20 protein-coding genes and 1 pseudogene are annotated in these 21,858 nt (G+C 68.4%); 6 read left to right on the plus strand and 15 right to left on the minus strand.

What is annotated here, in order from left to right; genetic code table 11:
* Positions 1–22 precede the first annotated feature (22 nt).
* The 14 genes and pseudogenes from ADL29_RS30995 to ADL29_RS41930 all read right to left on the minus strand — a co-directional run.
* Complete coding sequence (locus ADL29_RS30995) at positions 23–598, minus strand: hypothetical protein (RefSeq protein ID WP_245689708.1); 576 nt, start codon at positions 596–598, stop codon at positions 23–25.
* The gene (locus ADL29_RS31000; protein WP_053926872.1) at positions 571–1,854 is read right to left on the minus strand and encodes an MCE family protein; all 1,284 of its coding nucleotides are present in this window, start codon (positions 1,852–1,854) and stop codon (positions 571–573) included. The genes ADL29_RS30995 and ADL29_RS31000 overlap by 28 nt, the downstream gene beginning before the upstream one ends.
* Positions 1,851–3,146, minus strand: a complete 1,296-nt coding sequence (locus ADL29_RS31005) for an MCE family protein (RefSeq protein ID WP_053926873.1) — start codon at positions 3,144–3,146, stop codon at positions 1,851–1,853. Before ADL29_RS31005 ends, ADL29_RS31000 begins: the two co-directional genes overlap by 4 nt.
* The gene (locus tag ADL29_RS31010) at positions 3,143–4,399 is read right to left on the minus strand and encodes an MCE family protein (protein ID WP_245689709.1); all 1,257 of its coding nucleotides are present in this window, start codon (positions 4,397–4,399) and stop codon (positions 3,143–3,145) included. The genes ADL29_RS31005 and ADL29_RS31010 overlap by 4 nt, the downstream gene beginning before the upstream one ends.
* Complete coding sequence (locus tag ADL29_RS31015) at positions 4,396–5,409, minus strand: MCE family protein (RefSeq protein ID WP_053926874.1); 1,014 nt, start codon at positions 5,407–5,409, stop codon at positions 4,396–4,398. The genes ADL29_RS31010 and ADL29_RS31015 overlap by 4 nt, the downstream gene beginning before the upstream one ends.
* Positions 5,406–6,452 carry an MCE family protein gene (locus tag ADL29_RS31020; RefSeq protein ID WP_053926875.1) on the minus strand — a complete coding sequence of 349 codons (1,047 nt, stop codon included), beginning with the start codon at positions 6,450–6,452 and terminating at the stop codon, positions 5,406–5,408. The genes ADL29_RS31015 and ADL29_RS31020 overlap by 4 nt, the downstream gene beginning before the upstream one ends.
* Positions 6,449–7,702: an MCE family protein gene (locus ADL29_RS31025; RefSeq protein WP_053926876.1), complete on the minus strand. Its 1,254-nt coding sequence runs from the start codon at positions 7,700–7,702 to the stop codon at positions 6,449–6,451. Before ADL29_RS31025 ends, ADL29_RS31020 begins: the two co-directional genes overlap by 4 nt.
* A gap of 3 nt (positions 7,703–7,705) precedes the next feature.
* Positions 7,706–8,533: an MlaE family ABC transporter permease gene (locus ADL29_RS31030; protein WP_053926877.1), complete on the minus strand. Its 828-nt coding sequence runs from the start codon at positions 8,531–8,533 to the stop codon at positions 7,706–7,708.
* 2 nt (positions 8,534–8,535) lie between these two features.
* Complete coding sequence (locus ADL29_RS31035) at positions 8,536–9,306, minus strand: MlaE family ABC transporter permease (RefSeq protein WP_053926878.1); 771 nt, start codon at positions 9,304–9,306, stop codon at positions 8,536–8,538.
* Positions 9,303–10,292 (minus strand): ABC transporter ATP-binding protein, encoded by a 990-nt coding sequence (locus ADL29_RS31040; RefSeq protein WP_053926879.1) that lies wholly within the window; start codon positions 10,290–10,292, stop codon positions 9,303–9,305. Before ADL29_RS31040 ends, ADL29_RS31035 begins: the two co-directional genes overlap by 4 nt.
* Before the next feature lie 123 nt (positions 10,293–10,415).
* Positions 10,416–11,603 (minus strand): RNA polymerase sigma factor, encoded by a 1,188-nt coding sequence (locus ADL29_RS31045; protein ID WP_078971424.1) that lies wholly within the window; start codon positions 11,601–11,603, stop codon positions 10,416–10,418.
* A gap of 725 nt (positions 11,604–12,328) precedes the next feature.
* Positions 12,329–14,344 (minus strand): caspase, EACC1-associated type, encoded by a 2,016-nt coding sequence (locus ADL29_RS31050; RefSeq protein WP_053926880.1) that lies wholly within the window; start codon positions 14,342–14,344, stop codon positions 12,329–12,331.
* Positions 14,331–14,801 carry an effector-associated constant component EACC1 gene (locus ADL29_RS45650; protein WP_053926881.1) on the minus strand — a complete coding sequence of 157 codons (471 nt, stop codon included), beginning with the start codon at positions 14,799–14,801 and terminating at the stop codon, positions 14,331–14,333. Before ADL29_RS45650 ends, ADL29_RS31050 begins: the two co-directional genes overlap by 14 nt.
* A gap of 266 nt (positions 14,802–15,067) precedes the next feature.
* A pseudogene (locus ADL29_RS41930) lies at positions 15,068–15,892 on the minus strand (IS701 family transposase); the annotation flags it as partial.
* A gap of 281 nt (positions 15,893–16,173) precedes the next feature.
* On the opposite strand from ADL29_RS41930, the gene ADL29_RS31060 reads away from it, so the two are divergent.
* Positions 16,174–17,589, plus strand: coding sequence for a DEAD/DEAH box helicase (locus ADL29_RS31060; RefSeq protein WP_053926882.1), 1,416 nt, complete (start codon positions 16,174–16,176; stop codon positions 17,587–17,589).
* A 264-nt stretch (positions 17,590–17,853) separates the two neighbouring features.
* Here the strand turns inward: ADL29_RS31060 and ADL29_RS31065 are convergent, their stop codons facing one another.
* The gene (locus ADL29_RS31065; protein WP_245689710.1) at positions 17,854–18,735 is read right to left on the minus strand and encodes a 2-oxoglutarate and iron-dependent oxygenase domain-containing protein; all 882 of its coding nucleotides are present in this window, start codon (positions 18,733–18,735) and stop codon (positions 17,854–17,856) included.
* 574 nt (positions 18,736–19,309) lie between these two features.
* Between ADL29_RS31065 and ADL29_RS31070 the strand changes: the two genes are divergently transcribed.
* From ADL29_RS31070 to ADL29_RS44705, 5 genes are all read left to right on the plus strand, one after another.
* Entirely contained in the window at positions 19,310–20,119 is an 810-nt protein-coding gene (locus ADL29_RS31070; protein WP_053926884.1) for an SDR family NAD(P)-dependent oxidoreductase, read from the plus strand.
* 55 nt (positions 20,120–20,174) lie between these two features.
* Positions 20,175–20,252, plus strand: coding sequence for a 50S ribosomal protein bL37 (locus ADL29_RS46840; RefSeq protein WP_397911949.1), 78 nt, complete (start codon positions 20,175–20,177; stop codon positions 20,250–20,252).
* A 70-nt stretch (positions 20,253–20,322) separates the two neighbouring features.
* Entirely contained in the window at positions 20,323–21,099 is a 777-nt protein-coding gene (locus ADL29_RS31075; protein ID WP_053926885.1) for a GNAT family N-acetyltransferase, read from the plus strand.
* A gap of 26 nt (positions 21,100–21,125) precedes the next feature.
* The gene (locus ADL29_RS31080; RefSeq protein ID WP_053926886.1) at positions 21,126–21,506 is read left to right on the plus strand and encodes a hypothetical protein; all 381 of its coding nucleotides are present in this window, start codon (positions 21,126–21,128) and stop codon (positions 21,504–21,506) included.
* 165 nt (positions 21,507–21,671) lie between these two features.
* On the plus strand, positions 21,672–21,858 hold a 187-nt coding region (locus ADL29_RS44705; protein WP_211274425.1), incomplete at its 3' end, for a hypothetical protein.

Raw genomic sequence — 21,858 nt, forward strand, 5'->3', positions numbered from 1 at the left:
GGGGTGCGGATCAGCCGACGGGTCAGCCGACGAACTCGACATTCGAGGTCAGCCACCGCCCGCCCTCGAGCACGAGGTCGAGTTGCAGCCGGTAGTTGCGGGCCTGGCCCTGGGGCGCGGCGACGTTGGTCACCCTGCTGTCGGCCACGACCAGGACCTGGGCGGACGTGTCGCCCGCCTTGGCGATACCGGCTTCTAGGACGTGTCCCTCAGAAACCGACTTGTTGTGCGCGACCAGCTTGGTGAGCTCCTTGGTCTGGGCGGTGAACTGCTCCTTGAAGTCACCCGTGGCGCCCTTCAGGACGTTCTTGCTGTCCCGGTCGTAGTGCCGGTAGTCGAGCGAGGTGAAATTCACCGCTGACTGCCGGGCCGCCGCCAGAATGTTCTGATTGCGTTGTTCCTCCCCGTGCTGCTGGTACAGCCGCACCCCGAAGAAGCCGGAGAGCACCACCAGCACGGCGAGGACGCCGACGAGCGCAACGGGGAGCACCCGGCTCTCCCGCGCCGCGCGCACGGCCTCGGTCGCAGGGCGCGGCGCGGACGCCGCCGTACGCTCCGCCAGGCGGCGGATCATGCCATAGGTCCGACGAGCAGCCATTGCCACGAGTCCTTTCCGAACGCACTCTGTTCTCCGCCCGTCGAGCCGATCTGGACGGTCCCCCCGCCCGGACCGGCGGCCTGCCCGGTCGCGGGATCGTACGGTGCGATGTACGACGCCGGATCGCCGCGGCCGCCCCGCACCTCGGAACTTCCGGGCCGCGGAACGTTCTGCGCGCCGCGGACCGAGCTCTTGCTGCCCCGCGGGAGCGTGCAGCGCGCGGACGTGTTCGCGTGCACCTCGCGGGTGTCCTTCGGGTCGCGACGCTGCGTCGATCCGTAGCCCCGCCGGCACGACGGCGGGTCGTCGGCGTTGACCACCATGCCGAAGTGGCTGGTGCCGTCACCCGGCAGCACGGTGAAGCTGCCGGCCACGACGACCGGGAAGGTGACCAGCGTCTGCTCCACGTTGGGGAGCCGGGCCACGGTGACCTGTCCACCGCTGATCAGGTTCCCCAGCAGGACCGGCAGCGCCTTCCGGTTGGCCTTCAGCAGTGAGTCCATCTCGTGCGCCGCCGTCGAACCGCCGTCCACCAGCCGGCGGAGGTCGCGGTCGCTGTCCTTGATCTGGCCGGTGAGGTCCGCCAGGTCGCGGGAGAACGACTTGAAGGCCGAGCCCTTGTCGATCTGCGTCTTCAGGACGGTCCCCGAGTCGTCGATCAGCGAGATCGTCTGGGGCAGGGTGTCGCTCGCCGATTCCACGAGCCGGTTGCCCGAGTCGACCAACCGGGTCAGGTGCGGGGCCGTGCCGGTGAACGCCTGGCCCAGCTCGTCGACGGTGGTCCGCAGGTCCTTCTTGTCCACGGAGCCGACGAGGCGGTCGAAGCTGCGGATCATCTCCGTGGTCGGCAGCGGCGTGCGGGTGTCCTTGGGGGAGATCGTGCTGCCCTCGTGCAGATACGGGCCGCCTGCGGCACGCGGCTGCAGATCGATGTACTGCTCGCCCACCGCCGAGCGGTTCGCCACGACCGCGAGCGTGTCGGCAGGGATGCGCGAGCCGTCCTTGATGCGCAGCTCCACCGAAACGCGCGAGCCGACCAGGCGCAGTTCGCCGACGCGGCCCACGGGCGCGCCGCGGTAGGTGACCTCGGCGCCCGAGTAGATGCCGCCGGAGTCGGCGAACCGGGCCTGCACGGAGTACCCGCTGTCCGTCAGGCGGTCGCCCAGTCCCGCATACTCGGCGCCGACGTACGACACGCCGATCGCGGTGACTGCGGAGAAGGCGAGCAGTTGGACCTTGACCGTACGAGTGATCATGGCTGCATCCCCTTCGTCAGGAGCTCCGCGAGGCCCAGGTCGACGCCGGCACCGAAACCGGTCCAGCCGCTGCCCTGGCGGGCGGCGTAGCTGCTGGTGCACACCGGCGGGCAGAGCACGGCGCCGCCGGACGATCCCTTGTCCCCGCCCTGGCCGTCCGCGCAGTCGCTGCCGGGCAGGCAGGGCACCGAGGGCGGTGTCACCGGACCGGGCAGGTCCGGCACGTCCGGGGTGGCCGGCAGATCGGGCTTGCCGGGGAGCTTCGGCTTGTCCGGCGAGCCGGGCTTCTTGCCGCCGCCCTTGGAGACATTGCCGTAGATGCTCCTCAGGTCGAGATCCGCGGTGATGTGCAGGTTGGTGTAGTCGCCCTTGATGGCGTCGACGGAGTTGCGCGGGAACGGATAGGTGGTCATCAGCTCCAGCGCGTTGGGCAGGTCGTTGCCCGCCTTGTTCAGCTGGGTGAGGATCGGCTGCAGGTGCTTGAGGTTGGCGATCGTGTCGTCCCGTGAGCCGTTGATCACCTTCGTGCCGACCGTGCCGAGGTCGGACAGCGAGCGCAGCATCCGCGTCAGGTCCTTGCGCTGGTCGGCCAGGACCTTCAGGGCCGGCGACATGGTGTCGACCGCCCGGCCGATCGTGGCCTTCTCCTGCGCGAGCCTCTTGGACAGCCGGTCGATGCCCTTCATGGCGCGGATGATCTCCGAGCGCTGGTCGTCCAGGCCGCCGAGGAAGGTGTCCAGCTCGGTCAGCAGGTTCTTCACCCGGTCCTCGCGGCCCGCCAGCGAGTGGTTCAGCTCCACGGTGATCGTGTGGAGCTGCGCCACACCGCCGCCGTTGAGCAGCGTCGACAGAGCGGACAGCACCTCCTCGATCTCCGCGTTCCGGTTGCTCCGGGACAGCGGGATCCGCGCGCCCTCGGTGAGCCTGCCGACGGGCTGTACGTCCACGGGCTTGGCGAGCGAGACGTACTTCTCACCGAGGATGCTGGTCTGGCGCAGCTCCGCGACGGCGTTGGCCGGCAGCTTCACCGTGTCGTCGACGCGCAGCCGTACGCGCGCCTGCCAGCCGTGCAGCTCCACCTTCTCGACGGCGCCCACGGTGACGTTGTTGACCTTGACCGCGGACTGCGGCACGAGGTCCATGACGTCCCGGAACTCGACCGTCACGTGGTACGCGTCTCCGGCGGCGGCGCCGCCGGGCAGCGGGACGTCGTACAGGCCGTTGAACTCACAGCCGGTCAGCAGCAGCGCCCCGGAGGCCGCCCACGCGGCCGCTTTGCGCGGGGCGGTCATGCCTCGGCTCCCAGGATGCCACCGAGCGTCTTGTCGGTCGTGGCAACACCGGACGCCGGGGGGATCGCTCCGGTCCGGGAGTTGGCGGTCGGCAGTTCAGGGAGGTCACCGAACAGCTTCCGCAGGTCGTGGCAGTCCGACTTCTCGCCCGCCGTCCTGAGCAGGGAGCACATCAGGCCGGCCGGATCCTGCGGTTGCTCGGCGTTGTTACGGGTGTCCAGCGTGCCCGATGCCGGGTTGTAGGCGTTCGCGAGATTGCCGAGACCGGCGGGCGCGACGTCCATCAGCTCCTCCAGTGCGGCGCGCTGCTTGACCAGCACACGGGTCACCTCGCTGAGACCCTTCACATTGCGGGTCAGCGCCTTCTTGTTGCCATGGACGAATCCGGACACGTCCTTGAGCGCGACGGACAGGTTCCTGAACGCCTCCGCCAGGTCCTTGCGCTCGCCGGAGAGCTGGTTCGCGGTCCTGGCCAGACTGTCGTTGAACGAGCGGACGCTGTCGTCGTCCGCCGCCAGCGCGGCCGTGAACACCTGAAGGTTCTTCACCGTCCCGAACATGTCCTTGCGTCCGTCGGAGAGAGTGGTGAGGGCCTGCGAGACATCCTTGATCGTCTGGTTCAGGTTCCCGCCGTTCCCCTTGAGGTTGTCCGCACTGACGCCGATGAGCCGGGACAGCGCTCCGTTCTTGTTGGCACCGCGCGGACCGAGCGCCTCCGATGTCGTGTGGAGGCTGTCGAAGATCCGGTCCAGTTCGACCGGTACGGCCGTCCGCTCCTCGGGGATGACCGCGCCGCTCTTCATGGCCGGGCCCCCTCGGTACACCGGCAGCATCTGGACGTAACGGTCGCTGACCACCGAGGAGTTGACGATCGCGGCCTTGGCGCCCGCGGGCACCTTGCGACCGGCCTCGTACTCCATCTCGACCCGCACCCTGCGACCCTGCGGGGTGACGCTCTTGACCTCCCCGATCGGGATGCCGAGGACGCGCACGTCCGAACCGGGGTAGATGCCGACGGTCCGCGGGAAGTACGCGGTGACCTTGACGGGGTCCGGCTTCGGCCAGAACGCGACGGTCAGGCCGGCGACGAGCAGGCACAGGACGGTGGCGAGCGCGACGACGCGGAGGGTGCGCCCCAGGCGGAGGCGGCGGGCTCGCCCCTGGGGGAGCCGACGGGCGCGCCCCTGCGGCAGGAAGGTCCACCGGGGCCGCTGCAGGGACCCGCGCCGGGGCCGGTTCGGTGGCCGCTTCATCGGGACCCTCCCGGGGGTGTCTGGGGCGCGGACGAGCCGCCCCGCACGGTCGCGGGCGCGGGCGCGGCGACGAGGTTCTGGATGTAGGTGTCGAACCAGCGGCCGTTGCCCAGGGTGTTGGTGAAGACCCGGACGAAGGGCGCCAGCCCTTTGATGCTGCGGTCGAGGCTCTTCTCGTTGCGCTGCAGCATCGCGACGAACGTGTTCAGGCGGTTCAGCGCGGGGCCGATCTGCCGGCGGTTGTCGTCGACGAGGCCGGAGAGCTGCACGCCGAGTTCGGAGGCGTTCACGAGCAGGTTGTGGATCGCCGTGCGCCGCTTGTTGATCTCCTCGAAGAGCGCGCTGCCGTCCTTCACCATCTTCATGAACTCCTTCGACCGGTCGGAGAGCACACCGGTCACGCCGTTGGCGTGCGAGAGCAGCTCACGCAGCTCCTTGTCGCGCGAGGCCACGGTCCTGGAGAGCCGGGACAGCCCCTTGATGGACGCCTTGACCTCGGCGGGCGAGTCCTTGAAGGTCGTGGAGATGGTGTCCATGGCCTTCGCCAGGTTCTCGGTGTCGACCTTCTCGCTGGTCGTGGTCAGGTCGCTGAACGCCTCCACCACGTCGTACGCCGACACCGTCCGCTTCAGCGGGATCTCGCTCCCGGGCTCCAGCTGACCGGTGCCCTTGGGCTCCAGTGAGAGGTACTTGGCCCCCAGGATCGTCTTGACCCGGATGGACGCGCCGGTGTCGCTCCCGAACTTCGGCTCGTCCTTGACCCGGAAGGTGACCTTGACGTGGTCGCCGTCGAGGTCGACGTCGCTGACCTTGCCGACCTTGACCCCGGCGATGCGGACCTCGTCGCCCGACTTCAGACCGCTCGCCTCGGAGAAGGCGGCGCTGTACTCCTCTCCGTTCCCGATCAGCGGAAGGTTCTCGATGTTGAACGCGCCGGCGATCAGCAGCGCGATGGTGGTGAGGCCCACCGCTCCGATCGCGACGGGGTTGCGCTCGCGGAAGGGAATCATCGGCCGCACCTCGCCTGGGCGACGTGGAGGTCGGGCGTGTACGCCTTCGTCGTCTGCGGCAGCATGATCCGGCCGTCGAAGTCGCACAGATAGAAGTTGAACCAGGAGCCGTACGAGCCGGTGGCGGTCAGCTTGTTGAGCTTGTGCGGCAGTCGCTTCAGGACGCCCTCCACGGTCTTCTCGTTCTTGTTCAGCGTTCCGGAGAGCTCCGAGAGTCCCGCGATGTCGGACCGCAGTGCCGGACGGCCGTCCCGCAGCAGGCCGGAGGTGGCGCCCGCGAGGTCGCTGATGCCGGTGAGCGAGTCGCCGATCGCCTTGCGGTCGGCGGACAGTCCGGAGATCACCCGCTGCAGCTGCTTGAGCAGGCCGGAGAAGCGCGTGCTGCGCTTGTCCAGCGTTCCCAGCACCTCGTTGAGGTTGTCGATCACGGAACCGATCAGCTCGTCGCGGTCGGCGAGCGTCGTGGTGAGCGAGGCGGTGTGCGCGAGCAGGCTGTTGACCGTGCCGCCCTCGCCCTGCAGGGTCTTGATGATCTCCGACGCGAGTTGGTTGACGTCCTTCGGGCTCAGCGCGGCGAAGAGCGGCTTGAAGCCGTTCAGCAGCGCGTTGAGGTCGAGGGCGGGCTGCGTACGGGAGAGCGGGATGCTGCTTCCGGGCTTGAGCCGGGTGCCGTCCCCGGCCCCCTCGGTCAGCGCGATGTACCGCTGTCCGACGAGGTTCCGGAAACGGATGACGGCGCGCGTCGAGGTGAGCAACGGCCGGTCGTCGGTGACGCTGAAGGTGACCTCGGCGAGGGTCCGGTCCTTGTTCTGGCCACCCTGCTTGATTTCTATGTCCTCGACCTCACCGACGCGCAGGCCGGCCACCCGGATGTCGTCGCCCTCCTCCAGGCTGGTGACGTCGCTGAACACCGCCTTGTAGGTGTCCTTGGGCGTGAAGTCGACGTTGACGATCGTGGCCGAGAGCATCGCCGTCGCGAGGAGGGTCACCACGGCGAAGATGCTGAACTTGACCAGTGGCGCGGCCGTTTCCCTGGCCTTCATGCGACACTCACCGCCGTTCCACGTGCCATCGGGCCGAAGAGCAGGGTCGTCACGGACGGCACCTCATCGGCGGGCACACCCATGACCGGGGCCACGAGCGGGCCGATGACCCGCTGCTCGGCGGCCGTTGCCGTCACGCCGCTCTGTCCTGCGGATGCCGGGCCGTCGGAGCCCTTGGTGCCGTCGTCGAGCTTGATCGGCGGCTGGGGCCTGCCGGGGTGGGGAAGTCCGCGGCAGTGGGGACCGGAGCGGTCGGCGTAGCGCGGCTCCTCGCCGGGGCGGTAGGGGGACCGGGGCAGGACGGCCTCCAGGGTGATGTGCATCTTCCCGCCCTTGAAGATCTGCTCGGCCAGCGGTTCCTCCTTTGTCAGACCACTGAGGAGACAGGGGTATTCGGGCGAGTAGCGATCGAGCAGCGCGAGGGTGGGGCGGGAGACGCGGCCGAGGGTGACGAACCGCGCGGAGTTCTCGTCGAGGAAGTCCTTCGCGGTGTGCGCGAAGGTGGTGGTCCCGGTGAGGTTCGAGGCCATCTCGTCCTTCTTCTCGACGACGGTCAGGCTGGTGGTGATGCTGTTGTGCAGGATTCTCAGCAGGTCGGGGGCGGCGTCTCCGTAGACCTCGGCCGCGTCGGCCAGCCGCGAGATGTCCTTGCGCATCGCCGGCATGTGCGGGTTGAGGCGGTGGAGGTAGCGCTCGACGCGCTCGAAGTTCGCACCGATCTCGTCACCGCGGCCCTCGAATGCGGTGGCGAACGCGGACAGCGTGGCGTTCAGCTTGGCCGGCTGGACCGCACGAAGTAGCGGCAACAGGTCGTTCATCAGCTTCTGGAGCTCGATGCCGGCCTTCGTACGGTCCTGGGTGATCACGTCTCCGGCCCGGATGGGCCGAGCGGCGGACTTTTCCGGGATCACCAGGTCGATGTACTTCTCGCCGAACAGCGTCTTGGGCAGCAGCAGGGCGTGGACGTCGGCCGGGATGAGCGACGCGCGCTCGGGGGAGAGCGCGATGTCGACCGTGGCCTTGTCGCCGTCGGCCCGCACCTCGCGGACCTCGCCCACGATGAGGCCGCGCAGCTTCACGTCGGCGGGCGGCTCCAGCTGATTGCCGACGGTGTCCGCTTGCAGAGTGATCGCTACGGTCGGTGTGAACACCTTCTGGTAGATCGCCACGGTGAGCGACAGCAGCAGGCCGATGACGACGATGAAGACGACGCCGTAAAGCCGCAGCTTGAATGGCTTGGTTGTCGACATCGGCTACCCCGCGATCCGCACGGTCGTGGTGGCTCCCCAGATCGCCAGGCTGAGGAAGAAGTCAAGGATGTTGATGGCGACGATGGACGTCCGTACACCGCGGCCGACCGCCACACCGACCCCCGCGGGGCCGCCCTTGGCGCAGTAGCCGTAGTAGCAGTGGACAAGGATGATCACGACGGCGAAGACGATCACCTTGCCGAACGACCAGAGCACGTCGATGGGTGGCAGGTACTGCTGGAAGTAGTGGTCGTACGTGCCGCTGGACTGCCCGTAGTAGCCGGTGGTGATCGTCCGGGCCGCGAAGTACGAGGACAGCAGACCGACCACGTAGAGCGGGATCACCGCGATGAACCCGGCGATCATCCGGGTCGTGACCAGGAACGGCAGTGAGGGGACGCCCATCACCTCGAGCGCGTCGACCTCCTCGCTGATCCGCATCGCGCCGAGCTGGGCGGTGAACCCGGCGCCGACCGTGGCGGAGAGTGCGAGCCCGGCGACCAGGGGGGCGATCTCACGGGTGTTGAAGTAGGCGGAGAGGAACGCCACGAAGTTGGAGGTGCCGAGCTGGTTGAGCGCGGTGTATCCCTGGAGTCCGACCTCGGTGCCGGTGAAGAAGGAGAGGAAGGCGATGACACCGACGGTGCCGCCGACGACCGCCAACGCTCCGCGGCCGAAGCTCACTTCGGCCAGCAGGCGCAGGACCTCCTTCTTGTAACGGCGCAGGGTGCGGCCGGTCCAGGCGAGGGAGCGCCCGTAGAAGGACAGCTGGGTCCCGAGCTCTTCGAGGGAGCGGAGGGGACCGGAGAGGAATCGTTCCGACAGCGCCATCACTAACCCCTCTGCGGAACGAGCTGGAAGTAGACCGCGGTCATCACGAAGTTGGTGACGAACAGCAGCATGAACGTGATGACGACCGACTGGTTCACCGCGTCGCCGACTCCCTTCGGACCGCCCTTGGCGTTCAGGCCCTTGTACGAGGCGACGATCGCCGCGATGGCGCCGAAGAGCAGCGCTTTCAGTTCGGCCCAATAGAGGTCGGGCAGCTGCGCGAGGGTGGTGAAGGAGGCCAGATACGCGCCCGGCGTCCCGTTCTGCATCACGACGTTGAAGAAGTAGCCGCCGGCCACGCCGACCACGGAGACCAGTCCGTTGAGGAGCACCGCCACGGCCATCGAGCCCAGCACACGGGGGACGACCAGCCGGTGGATCGGATCGATGCCGAGGACTTCCATCGCGTCGATCTCCTCGCGGATCTTGCGGGCGCCGAGGTCCGCGCAGATCGCGGAGCCGCCGGCTCCTGCGATGAGGAGGGCGGTCACGATCGGCGACGCCTCACGGAGGACCGCCAGAACCGACGCGGCTCCGGAGAAGGACTGTGCGCCCAGCTGCCGGGTCAGGCTTCCGATCTGAAGTGCGATGACCGCGCCGAACGGGATGGAGACCAGCGCGGTCGGCAGGATCGTGACGCTCGCGATGAACCAGGACTGCTGGATGAACTCCCGCAGCTGAAAAGGGCGGCGCGGCAGGGTGCGGAGAACGTCCAGAGCCAGCGAGAAGAGGCTGCCCGAATGTTTCAGCCCGGCCGTGGGCGAGAGGCTCATGCTCCGGTCACCCCGCCGTCCGGGCCCACGGCCGCGCGCAGCTTCCGCAGCCGCTGCATCTTCTCCTCTTGCTCGGCGATCTCCTCCCAGCGGGGCGGGCGGGTGATGCCGGGGCTGGGCAGCAGGCGCGGGATCTTGCCCCCGCCCGCTCCCTTGCCGCCCTTCGGGCCGCGGTGGTTTCCGGCATGGAGCTCGGCGAGCTCCTGCTTGACCTGAGCCGCGTCCTTCTCCTCGGCCATGCCGATCGGCCCCTGCATGCGTCCGTTGAGGAACTGGCGCACGACCGGCTCCTCACTGGTGAGCAGGTCTTCGCGGGGGCCGAACATCACCAGCTCGCGGCGGAAGAGCAGGCCGATGTTGTCCGGCACCTGGCGGGCCGAGGCGATGTCGTGGGTGACGATCAGGAAGGTGGCGTCGATCTGCGCGTTCAGGTCGACGATCAGCTGGTTGAGGTACGCCACACGCACCGGGTCGAGCCCGGAGTCAGGCTCGTCGAAGAGAATGATCTCCGGGTCGAGCACCAGCGCCCGCGCCAGACCTGCTCGCTTGCGCATACCGCCGGATATCTCGCCGGGCAGCTTCCCCTCGGCTCCGATCAGGCCGACCAAGTCCATCTTTTCCAGGACGATCCGCTTGATCTCGCTCTCGGACTTGCGCGTGTGCTCACGCAGCGGGAAGGCGATGTTGTCGTAGAGGTCCATCGAGCCGAAGAGCGCACCGTCCTGGAAGAGGACGCCGAACAACTTGCGCACCTCGTACAGGTCGTGCTCGCGGAGCCGGGTGATGTCCTTCCCCGCGATCGCGATCGAGCCTCTGTCCGGCTTCAGCAAGCCGACGAGCGTCTTCAGGAACACAGACTTGCCGGTGCCCGAAGGGCCCAGCATGACCGATATCTCCCCAGCGGGCAGAGTCAGCGATACGTCCTGCCAAATAACCTGGTGACCGAAGGATTTGGTCAACCCTTCCACACAGATCTCGACACCCATCCGGCCCGCCCTTCAGCCCTGAAGCAGCTCTGTCATCAGCTCTACGGGGAAGGGCCGGGCGTCCGTCGCTCCTGCGCCAAGTTTTTTACCGGGGCGCAATCCTGCGTCGACAAGGGGCGAACATCACTGTGCGCGGGGCGCGCGCGGCAGTTCGCCGGGGGTGTCGCTTGGGGTGTCGCGCGGGGTGGCTATCGGTACGTCGTCCTCGGCATCCTCGGCAGAATTTCCCGGGACGGACGGGGTGGCCGGAGCGGACGGAGTGGCCCGAGCGGCCGGAGCGGACGGAGTGGCCGGAGCGGACGGAGCAGTCAGGGGCGCCGAAGCAGCGGAGGAGAGACCGGGCACCGCCGGGGCTTCCGGAACATCGGGCGCGTCCGGAACACCCTGAACATCCAGTACGGACAGCATCCGATGAACGGACGGGGTGGCCGGAACGGCCAACTCCGTCGGCGGCGGCAGCGGCAGAGACACGTCGAGCAGCAACAGACCGGCGCCGGCGAGCGGCCCGGCCGGTCCCCACGCCGCGGGACCGCGGGACTCCGATCCGGCCATGAGGCCGGGCACGTCGGTCCGGTGGTGGCCCTCCGCCCCCGTGGGCGAGTCGGCAACGGTCTGGGAGGAAGCCGGCGAACGAACCCCGTCCTCCTCCATCTCCTCCGTATATATGGAGGGAAGTGCGAACCCCAGAACTGCGAGCGTCGCCGCGGTGGACGCCACCGTCACCACCTGCGCACCGCTGGCCAGCCGGGGCCGGCCGCGCCAGCAGATCCAGAAGCCGGTGGCGAGCGTCGCGCCGAGCGAGTTGCGCATCGTACGGCGGGCCCTGGCGAGCAGCGACTCGACCGTCCGGTAGCTCAGCCCCATCTTCCGGGCGACCTGGCCGACGTCCAGGTCCTCCGATTTGAGCCAGAGTGCCTCCGCCTGCCGTGCCGGCAGTTCGCCGCTCCGGTTCGCCAGCCACTTGGCCTCGGCGCGATCGCACACCGCTTCGTCGACTGGGGCGATGGGGTGCGGGGTCAGCATCGAGCGGGTGCCGACCTCGGCTTCACGTTTGACCTGGCGGTACCGGTCGACGCACAGACGCATGGTCACGGTCGTGAGCCACGCCCCAAGCCGCTCGTCCTCGACGTGCGGATTCTCCAGGGCGCGCACCATCGCCTCGTGTACGGCGTCCTCCGCGTCCTCGACGCTCATGGACCGCCTGCGCGCGACCCTCAGCAGATGCTCGCGATGGCTCCACATACGCTGCCAGCGCTCGTCCGGGCAGCCATGCGGTCGCCCCGAATATACGGACTGCGGATCAGTCGCCATCAGGCCTCCTCGCACCGTTTCGAAAGACTGCCCCCTCGCAAGAGCCGTCCATACCCCCCGGTAGGTGGCCGCCGACATTACCGGCAGGTACACCGTGGCGGGAGGGGGGACCGTGGCCGAATGACTGCGAAGCCAGTCACGATTCAGTTGCGTTTCGATCCACTCAGTAGCGTTACTCTCCACGAATCCGGATGCCGAGCCGGCGGAGATCGCCGCGACCGTCGCCTTCCTGGCCTCTCCCGAGGCCCGCTACATCACGGGCGAGTCCCGCAACAACATTGGAGGCGCTGTACTCGGGCACTGACGGAGCCATCCAGCCCCGGACACCCAAGAGCTGGGGACGGTACAGCCAGTCACGAATGGAGCCAGGACCTCAAGGCAGCCACGTCACGGTGCCACGCCCGGGCGTCTGGGTGGGCTCACCCCACCCCCCTCGTACTCGTCTCCGCGTCCTGTCCGGCATCACGGAAGGGGTTGGACTCGTCCCCCACGACGGGCCCGCCCTTCCGCCCGCGCCCGACGTTCCTTGCCAGTGGTCGTACTGGCTGGGGTGGATGCTGCGGGGCCGCATGTCAGGCCAGCGTACGGGGACGCTGTTCACCAGCATCGGCGGTGGCTCTGTCTGGAGTTCGCCCAGGAGAGCCGGCAAGCCGGCCTTCGCGGGATATTCCGTCACCCCACGCACTGCATTTCGTCGTCCGGCGTATGGGTGGCGAGGACGCATGCTATTCCAGCTGCCACAGCCGCACCGTGCGATCCGCGCTGCTGGTGGCGAGGAGTTTGCCATCCGGGCTGAACGCCACCGACAAGACGGAGCCGGTGTGGCCGGCGAGGGGCTTACCCAGCCGCTTTTGGATGGTCACATCCCACAGCAGCACTGTGTGATCCTTGCCGCCCGTGGCGAGGAGTTTGCCATCCGGGCTGAACGCCACTGACGAGACGGGACCGGTGTGGCCGGTGAGGGGCTTGCCCAGCCGTTTATGAGTGGTCACCTCCCACAGCCGGGCCGTGCCATCCCAGCTGCTGGTGGCGAGAAGTTTCCCGTCCGGGCTGAACGCCACCGACAAGACGGGACTGGTGTGGCCGGTGAGGGGCTTGCCCAGCTGACTGTGGGTGGTCACGTCCCACAGCAGCACTGTTTCATCGTTGCTGCCCGTGGCGAGGATTTTGCCATCTGGACTGAAATCCACCGACCAGACGAAGAGGGCGTGGCCGACGAGGGGCTTGCCCAGTTGCTTGCGTGTGGCCACATCCCACAAGGAGGCTCCGTACGCGGATGCGCTCGCGTCGCCCTTCGCGTCGCTGGTGGCGAGGAGTTTGCCATCCGGGCTGAACGCCACCGACAAGACGGCTTCCGCATAGCCGGTGAGTGGCCGGCCCTGTGTGCGGGTGCTTACATCCCACAACTGCACTACTCGCCCGAAGCCGCTACTGGCAATTAACTCGCCGTCCGGGCTGAACGCCACTGAACTGATGACGCCGGTGGGGTCGGTGAGTGGCTTGCCGAACTGCTTGCGAGCGCCCACGTGCCATAGTCGCAGTGTGTCACCGCTGCCGGTGGCGAGGAGTTTGCCGTCCGGGCTGAACGCCACTGACGAGACTGTATCGGGATGGCCGGTGAGTGCATCGAGTGCCTGGACTTCGGGGGCGGAGCGGGTGTTTGGCGTGGGCCGAGGGCTGGTTGGTATCTGGCTGGTGATTTCGGGACCACCGATGTCCGTAGGATCATCGTCGCCCTTGGACTCGTCCCAGGTGGCCAGGATTCCAGCGGACATGCCGCCCAGGGCGGTGATGACGGCGCCTGCCATAACGAAGGTGCGTCGTCGGAGCATCGGCCGGGGGCTTGCATTGCCGGAAAGCCGGTCCTGACTGGGGCGCTCGGCCGCTCGCGGAGCCGAAGACGTGACCGCGGGTGGGGCGGCAGGCTTCGTGGTCGGTTCAGGGCACGGCGGGTGATGGGCACGGTTGTGGACCCATGGCCGTACAGCCGCCGCGTTGTGGCCGAACTGCTGGGGCAGGGGCCGGCCGCGCCGCTGGAGCCGGAGGCGTACGCGCCGCCAGATGTCGTCGATGCTGAGCGTAGGCCCCGCTTCGGAGATGCCGTGTTCCAGAACGTGGATCAGCTCGCCCGTGAAGTCCGGGTACCTGCCGGGCGGCGTGAACGAGCGTTCCGTCCGGGCCGCGGAGGTCAGCACACAACTGCCGTAGTCGCCCTCATCACCTATGCCGTCTTCGTCGTCCTCTTGCTCGTCCAGCAGCCGCGCCAGACTGGGACGGTCCACAACGGAGACGTCGCCCCCCATGCTGATCGCAAGACCGCTGAAGCAACAGTCCAGCACCGTGATGCGGCGGCTGGCACGGTGTCCGGCTCCGGTGATCACGCGGCGCAGCGTTGGATACGCCAGGGTTCCGATCTCAAGGTGCTCATCGTCGGCATCCGACAACGCCAGGTACAGCTGTTCGCCGCCTCGGTCACGCAGTCCGTGCCCGGCGAAGTACACGATGAGGGTGTCGGTCGCGGTCTCGCCGGCGTCCCGGACTGCTTCGAGTACCTCGTTGGCGGATGCCTGCGCGTGGAGAAGGGTGACGTTACGGCGAGGCAGGCCCCAGACCTGGGGATCGCGCAATAGCTGCGCCAGCCTGCGGGCCCCGAGTCGCACACCGGGCAGGGGATCCAGCTGCCGATAGTCGTGCACACCGATGAGTACGGCGCGGCTCGCTCGTGGATCAGGCAGCGCCACCGCCTGGTTCCCCTTCCTGGGGCGCGTTTGCCGCTGGCGGCACGACCGGTGGCGCTGACGAAATGCGGGAGGTCTCCTCGTCTGCTGCCTGCGCGGCGTTCAACGCCCGCACGACCCGGGCGGCATCCTCCGCCGTGCCCTCCTCGACGATGACGCGGCTCTCGCCGTGCTCCACGATCAGTCGCGCGGCTGACCGCACCCGACGCGGCAGCGAGGCGCGGAAGTGACCGTAGACCATGATCAGATCTGTGGCCAACGAGCCGGAGGCGACAGCCAGACTGATCCAGCTCACGAGGTCTCCCGACATCCCCCCGTCACTCGGCGACGAGCGGCCCCGCCGTATATCGGCGTGCCGACCGAGCCGACGATCCTCGACAAGCCAATCCGCGAACGCCCCGGTCCAGCCCGAAGGGTCGCCCGGGACTTCGGCGTGCGCCACCCTGACCCGCAGTTCCATGTGCCGTGGCCCCCTGGTCTTCTCGGCGTCGCGCTGAACCAGAGTGCAGACGCCCGCCCACTACGCGGCGCAAGCGCTCCGCGGCGGCCCCAAGCGTAGGGTGAAGCGTAATGTCATGTCCCGGTATCTGCGCGAAAGAGCTGCCTCACACGAGATGACCTTTGGGTGCGGCTCGTTTCGAGTCGGGTGCCGATCAGGTACGGGGGATGTATTCACCCTGGTCATCACCCTGGTCGGCTGCTGGTAGCGGGAAGAACCAGGTTGACGGGCAGCCGGGCCGCGGCCCGGTCGTCAACCCGCGGGCCCTTTGCCCGGTCACCGCAGGACAGCTTCTGCCAGGCATCCGCTGGGGCATCTTCGATGAGCTGATCGATGCGCCGGATCCCGGCCAGGGACTTGATCTGCTGTGACTTGGGTACCGCCACGACGTCACCGAGGCCGAGCTGTTCGAGTAGTCGGCGGAAGTGCCAGTCCTGCCCGTAGGCCTCGTCCGCGGTGACCCAAGCGGCGGGCAGGCCCGCGGTGATGCAGCGGCGGACGATGTCCCGGGCCAGTCCCCCTCGGTGGCAAAGCCCCGCTCATCGAGGATCTTCGCTGCTTGGCACCGCTCACGGTCGGATGTCCAGGATTTGGGCAGATAGAGCTCCCGATCGACCAATGCCCGGCCCGAGCTGGTGGCGTAGGCGGCGAAGTCCCCGATCCGACAGTTGTCGATCTTTCCCGACTTTCCCGAGGTACCCGTGTACGGACGTCCCACCCTGGCCGACGCGGTGCCTTTCTTGATGAACCCGGTGTGATCGAGAATCAGCACACCACCCGGGCCAAGACGCTCACCGACGTAAGCACGGGCATCGTCACACAGGGCATCCGCGTCCCAGACACTGCTGTTCAAAAGCCGCTCAAAGCCATCCGGCGTGCGGTGACCACACCCATTCGGCAAGCTGCCGGCCCATTCCTGCGTGCCGCCTGCCCCAGCAGGCCACGGACGTAGTCGCGCATCCGCCACCTCAGATCCACCCGAGCGAACCGGCCCGCGCCACCCGAGCAAACACCGACTCCAACTCCCCGGTCCAGCAACCGACTTCAGCCATCCGACTTCAGCCATCCCTCCCATTCCAGGACAGCGACAGACACCAGCTCAGGACGCGAAGCGTCACTGAAGCACCAAGCCTGTGTCGCGTCACCGACACAGGCGGAGTGATCAGCACCACAGCGCCAGGTCGAACTGTCGCTTTGTGTTAGTCTCAAACGTTTGCGCGATCGTGGCGGCTGGCGATTCCGTCCATCCGGTTCCCCCTGTTCCTCGGCCGCTCGTCGGCTGCTCATTCCTGCCGGGCCTTCCTCGGTACGTTCCCCATGCGGAAGGCTCTTCATGAACCACCCGGACCGCCTCGGCACCTCGCGAGGCGACCTTTCCCAGCCAGAGCCCCCCACCCCGACGGCGTCCCCGGTCGCCTCCTTCGCCGACCTGGAGCTGCCGGCCGAGGTGCTGCGAACGCTCACCGAGCTCGGCGTGCGCGAGCCCTTCCCGATCCAGGCAGCCACGCTGCCCAACGCCCTCGCGGGACGAGACGTCCTGGGGCGCGGGCGCACGGGATCGGGCAAGACGCTCGCTTTCGGCCTGCCGCTGCTCGCACGCACGGCCGGGCGGCGCGCGGAGCCGAAGCAGCCCCTCGCCCTGATCCTGGTACCTACCCGGGAGCTGGCCCAACAGGTATCCGAGGCGCTCACGCCGTATGCCGACGCGCTCCGGCTGCGGATGGCCACGGTCGTCGGCGGCATGTCGATCGGCCGGCAGGCCGCTGCGCTGCGCGACGGGGCCGAGGTCGTCGTCGCCACACCTGGCCGCCTGCACGACCTCATCGAGCGCAGGGCCTGCCGCCTGGGACGGGTACGGATCACCGTCCTCGACGAGGCCGACCAGATGTGCGACATGGGCTTCCTGCCGCAAGTCACCGAGGTGCTCGACCAGGTGCGCCCCGACGGCCAGCGGATGCTGTTCTCGGCCACCCTGGACCGCGACGTCGACCACCTGGTCCGCCGCTACCTCCACGACCCCGTTGTCCACTCGGTCGACCCCTCCGCGGGCGCGGTCACGACGATGGACCACCATGTACTGGTCGTCCACGGCCCCGACCGGTACGCCGTCACCACGGAGATCGCCGCCCGTGACGGCCGCGTACTGCTGTTCCTGGACACCAAGCACGCGGTCGACCAGCTCACCCGGCATCTGCGGGCCAGCGGAGTGCACGCCGCGGCCCTGCACAGCGGCAAGTCCCAGCCGCAGCGCACACGGACCCTCGCGCAGTTCAAGAACGGCCAGATCACCGTTCTGGTGGCCACCAATGTCGCGGCCCGTGGCCTGCATGTCGACGATCTCGATCTCGTGGTGAACGTCGACCCGCCCACCGACCCCAAGGACTACCTGCACCGCGCGGGCCGCACCGCCCGGGCCGGTGAGTCCGGCAGCGTCGTCACACTGGTGCTGTCGGGCCAGCGCCGCGAGATGAGCCGGCTGATGGCCGGGGCCGGCATCGAGCCGACGATCACCAAGGTGCGCTCCGGCGAGGCGGAGCTGAGCCGGATCACCGGGGCCAAGGCCCCCTCCGGCACCCCGCTCGACGGCGGGCCCGCCGCGCCCCGGGCCAAGAACACCAACGCCCCCTTCCGCGGCCTGGGCACCAGCAAGGACGCCTCCCGCGGCACCGGCGGCAAGTCCCGCAAGGCCAACGAGGCCCGCAAGCTCGCCGAGGCCCGCAAGGCGGCCCGGGTGCGCCGCGGCAACTGAGAGCCGCTGCCCTGATCCGCAGCAGCCACCTCCCGACCCGTCTGGGCCGATCGCAAAGGCTCGCCGACCTCACGGCCGTCACAGGCGCCGGGGCGTATCTGTGCGGGGCGGGCGCGATGCGGTACCGGGAGAAGGATCTCTGCATTGACCGCGGCATCACCTCACTCCGTTCATTACGCCCACCATTGGCACCGGGCGGGCCGGGCGGGAGGTCAGCCTCGCCACCAGGACCGGCGAGAACAACACTCTGACGCCAGGCGTGTGTCACCTGCCGAGCAGCGACCTCAGCACGGCCACGTACTCGGAGCCGGTGTTGAGCGGTGCGTACTTGGGCGGATCGGCCGGGCCAGTGAGGGCATCCAGCGGAGCGACCACTACACCGTAGTCAGGCCGGTGCTTGTACTGGATCGACATCCGGTCGCAGCGCACCGCGGTTACCCGGTGCGGGGCCGCCCGGTACAGCCCGTTCGACCAGCGCTGCACGTAGTCAGCGAGGAAGAGGAAAAGGGCACCCGGTACGGTGGGAACCTCCTGCCACGTCCCGTCGGGATTGCGGACGTCCAGGCCCGGTTCATCCTGGTCGAGGATGGTCAGCAGAGATAGGTCGACGTGCGGCGACATCGCGTAGTCGACTTTGGAGCCGACGTCAGACGGATGGCTTGCGCCGTAATAGTTGAGTCCCAGCCGGTGCAAGGGCCTGCCCAGGTAGCCCTTGAAGAAGTCCTCCTCCAGCCCCAGGCCCAGGGCGCAAGCAGCGAGAATTCCGTCACCCAGGTGGGTCAAGTGGCGGAAGAGCTCCAGGGACTTCGGGAAGTGTTCGTGGTAGAAGTCCACGGACTCCGGCAAGGCGAGTTCGTGGGTGGTGTTGCCGAGCCGGTACTGCTCGCAAGCCTCGGTTCCGCTGTGGGTGCGGCTCTTTTCCCTGCCGAGTCCGCGGTATCCCAGAAACTGGGACTTCTCAGAAGCCTCGTACTTGCCCTTCTCCTCCACAGGCAGCCGGTAGAAGAGCTGTGTTTCCGAGTAGACCTCCCCAATCAAGTCGGTGGGGATACCGTGATCGTGGACGAAGAAGAAACCTTCGTGCCTACAGGCGTCACCCATCTCGGCAGCGACAGCCGTCTTCTCCTTGAGGGTCCACCCGGCCACGTGCCCTGGTAACTGTACGTGCGGTATCACTGCGTGTCCTCACTGTGGTCGCCGGTCGGGATGTGTCGAGCCGCCTCCAGGGTCTTCCGCCCCACACCCCCTCCCGCACGCCAGAACAGCTGGTAACACGCCCAAACAGTCGTATCCAGTACCGCAGAGAGCCGACCGGGAGACAACACCCCATGACCGCAAGAGCCTGAAGACACCTCCCATTCAGCCGTGCCATCCGTGACCGTCGTGTCGGTGGATCTGCGCTCGTCATCGGCCGAAAGCGCAGCTCATCAGGGGTGCGTCAAGAGCTGTGCGGTTCTCTTGAAGCCGGCTGCGGCACGGCATTTGATGGGGGATGTGAACAGCGCCTGGCTTCTTCTCGACCGTCCGCCTCATCCGGCGGGTCCGTGTCGTGCGCCACGCTGTCCGGAAACGTCCGCCTCCAGCTGAGACGTTTCCCGCATCCCTACGGGGCGCTCTGACTTCATCCGGCGCCCCTTTTTCGTGCCCGTACGCCATCGCCCTGAGGGGCCAGTTCGGCGCACCCCATCCCTTTCCCTTCATCCCCTTCCTGGAATGGATCATGTCCGCTTCCGACCTTTCCTCCCGTACCGTCCTGGTGACCGGCGCCACTTCCGGCATCGGCTTCGAAACCGCCCGCCGGCTCGCGGAGCGCGGCGCCACCGTTCTCGTCCACGGCCGCACCGCCGAAGAAGCCCAGGCCGCGACCGACAAGCTGATCGCCACCGCGGGCGTCGACGGCGCCCGACTGTGCGGATTCGCCGCCGACTTCACGTACCTGGAGGAGGTCGAGATCATGGCGCGGCGGGTCCTCGCCGAGCATCCGCAGCTGGACGTCCTGGTCAACAACGCCGCGATGGCCGCGCCCGAGCGGCACACCGTCACCGCAGACGGCAACGAGATCGCCTTCCAGGTCAACTTCCTCGCCCACTACCTGCTGACCTGCCTTCTGGAGCCGGCCCTCACCCGCGACCCGGGCGGCCGCGTCGTCAACGTCTCCTCGTCGCTGCACCGCACCGCCTCCATCCAGTGGAGCGACCCGCAGCGCGCCCGCCGCTACTCCCGGCTCGCGGCCTACGCGCAGTCCCAGCTCGCGCTCACCGTCTTCGCCGCCGACCCACGGGTGACAGCCGTCTCCGTCCACCCCGGCGTCTGCGAGACGGGGCTGCTGTCGCTCTACGCAAACAGCGGTGAGTCCGCGGCAGAAGGCGCCGCCCATGTCGTACGCCTCTGCGACCCGGCCACCGAGATCGTCAACGGCGCCTACTACGACCGCGACCAACGCGTCGAGCCCGCCCCCGCCGCGACCGAGGGCCGCACCGTCAAGCGCCTCACCAAACTCGCCGACCAGCTCGTCGGCCACAGCGCCTGAAGAACCCACCGCCTGAAGGACCCAGGCGCCCCTAGAACGAAGGGCCCTTACGCCGATGTCCAAGCGCGCCCGCAAGAAGAAGGCACGCCGCAAGAAGAAGGCCAACCACGGCAGCAAGGCCGGCCAGAGCTGACCGTCGAGCAGGGCGGCCCCGCCAGGGCCGCCCCGCTCGGACCACCCCGCGACCGCCACAAGGAGCCTCCGTGATCGAACTCTCCCCCGACCAACTCCCCGCTCTCACGCACTGGTTCGCGGGCGGCCCTCCCGGAGCGGCGGCGCTGGCCGACCATGCGCTGGTGCCGGGATCCGCTCGCTGGTGGGCCGACCGCGCGATCGATCCCCGTGCCATTGCCGTGGCCTGCGCCGACCACCTGCTGCTCCGCGGGGACCCGACCACCCTGGCGCCGCTCGCGCTCGCCCCCTTCGCCGCGCACTACGTCCAGGCCCCGGCCCGCTTCCTGCCGCTACTCGGCAACGCCTTCGATCTGCTCGTACCGTGGGAGCGCATGGCATACGTGCATCGCGTCCGCGTGTCGCCTCCGCGCCCGCCCCATGGTGTGACAGTGCGTCGGCTGGCACCCGGGGACGCTCCGGCGCTCGCCGCGCTGCACCCCGACGCGACGTGGATTCACACCAGTTGGGGAGGACCCGCAGGCCTCGCCGCCTCCGGGCACGGCTGGGCGGCCTTCGCAAAGGACCGCGTGCTCGCCGTGGCCTGCACCTACTTCCGTGGCACCACGTACGAGGACGTCGCCTGCGCAACCGTCCCCGAACACCGCCGCCAGCGCCTCGCCCTGGCCTGCGTGACCGCCCTGTGCCAGGACATCGCGGCCCGCGGCCACACCCCGAGCTGGACCTGCTCCCGCGACAACCGCCCCAGCCGGCTCGTTGCCTGGACCGCCGGATTCCGCCTGGCGCACGAGTACGTCCACTACTTCACCGGACAACCGGCTCGCCGCGTCGCCGGGCTCACCGTCTGAACATCCCCCGGCAAGGAGGAGTCGCCATGAAGCCGCACCGCACCCCCGTCCCTCTCGCCTCGGTGAAGATCCTCAACGGCGCCCACGAACTGTCCGTCCACGACCTGAAACGGCGGGACGACTCGTTCACCGTCCACTACATGATCGCGCCGCCTCTGCCGGACCCAGCCGAAAGCACCCCCGTGCTCCTGGCTCTCGCGGCCGTGGACGACGTCGGCAACGAGTACTACGACTGGGGTGGCGCCTACGGAGCCGCCGGCGACGGCACGCGCACCAACGGCAGCATCTCCGCCCAGCCCGCCCTCGCGGCCAAGGCCCGCGAGATCCGTATACGGCTCACCTTCCTCCGCGACGGCGAAGAGCACCCGTGTCACCTGACGCTGCGCACCTCGGCCACCAGTCACTGAGCCGTAGCCGGTACGAGAGACCAGCCCGCCTCGCCGTGCCCTTCTCCGCTCCGCCGCCTCCCGCCCTGACGTCCTGACCACCGCTCGGGGGACACAAAGCGCCGCACTGTCGAACGTTGTGGCGAAAACATCGCACGTGTGTACTCTTACGCGGCCGTCATGTCGATGGCTGGATTTTTTCGCGGTACGACAGGAGCACATGATGGCCGCCTCCGCCCCTGCGGATTCTTCGTCCGGGGCCGCCGTACGGCATCGCTTGCGGGCGTGGATGCTGGAAGGCCTGTGATGTGTCTGACGGGTGTGGACTACTTCTCCACCCTCGGCTATCAGCCGGGCATCGCCGCCCTCGCCG

Origin of the sequence: Streptomyces chattanoogensis, from assembly GCF_001294335.1 — a bacterium.
Lineage (GTDB): Bacteria > Actinomycetota > Actinomycetes > Streptomycetales > Streptomycetaceae > Streptomyces > Streptomyces chattanoogensis.

Excerpts from the sequence above, each read along its gene's own strand:
- ADL29_RS30995 (WP_245689708.1), bottom strand. The coding sequence starts at position 598 with ATGGCTGCTCGTCGGACCTATGGCATGATCCGCCGCCTGGCGGAGCGT.
- ADL29_RS31000 (WP_053926872.1), bottom strand. The coding sequence starts at position 1,854 with ATGATCACTCGTACGGTCAAGGTCCAACTGCTCGCCTTCTCCGCAGTC.
- ADL29_RS31005 (WP_053926873.1), bottom strand. The coding sequence starts at position 3,146 with ATGACCGCCCCGCGCAAAGCGGCCGCGTGGGCGGCCTCCGGGGCGCTG.
- ADL29_RS31010 (WP_245689709.1), bottom strand. The coding sequence starts at position 4,399 with ATGAAGCGGCCACCGAACCGGCCCCGGCGCGGGTCCCTGCAGCGGCCC.
- ADL29_RS31015 (WP_053926874.1), bottom strand. The coding sequence starts at position 5,409 with ATGATTCCCTTCCGCGAGCGCAACCCCGTCGCGATCGGAGCGGTGGGC.
- ADL29_RS31020 (WP_053926875.1), bottom strand. The coding sequence starts at position 6,452 with ATGAAGGCCAGGGAAACGGCCGCGCCACTGGTCAAGTTCAGCATCTTC.
- ADL29_RS31025 (WP_053926876.1), bottom strand. The coding sequence starts at position 7,702 with ATGTCGACAACCAAGCCATTCAAGCTGCGGCTTTACGGCGTCGTCTTC.
- ADL29_RS31030 (WP_053926877.1), bottom strand. The coding sequence starts at position 8,533 with ATGGCGCTGTCGGAACGATTCCTCTCCGGTCCCCTCCGCTCCCTCGAA.
- ADL29_RS31035 (WP_053926878.1), bottom strand. The coding sequence starts at position 9,306 with ATGAGCCTCTCGCCCACGGCCGGGCTGAAACATTCGGGCAGCCTCTTC.
- ADL29_RS31040 (WP_053926879.1), bottom strand. The coding sequence starts at position 10,292 with ATGGGTGTCGAGATCTGTGTGGAAGGGTTGACCAAATCCTTCGGTCAC.
- ADL29_RS31045 (WP_078971424.1), bottom strand. The coding sequence starts at position 11,603 with ATGGCGACTGATCCGCAGTCCGTATATTCGGGGCGACCGCATGGCTGC.
- ADL29_RS45650 (WP_053926881.1), bottom strand. The coding sequence starts at position 14,801 with ATGGAACTGCGGGTCAGGGTGGCGCACGCCGAAGTCCCGGGCGACCCT.
- ADL29_RS31060 (WP_053926882.1), top strand. The coding sequence starts at position 16,174 with ATGAACCACCCGGACCGCCTCGGCACCTCGCGAGGCGACCTTTCCCAG.
- ADL29_RS31070 (WP_053926884.1), top strand. The coding sequence starts at position 19,310 with ATGTCCGCTTCCGACCTTTCCTCCCGTACCGTCCTGGTGACCGGCGCC.
- ADL29_RS46840 (WP_397911949.1), top strand. The coding sequence starts at position 20,175 with ATGTCCAAGCGCGCCCGCAAGAAGAAGGCACGCCGCAAGAAGAAGGCC.
- ADL29_RS31080 (WP_053926886.1), top strand. The coding sequence starts at position 21,126 with ATGAAGCCGCACCGCACCCCCGTCCCTCTCGCCTCGGTGAAGATCCTC.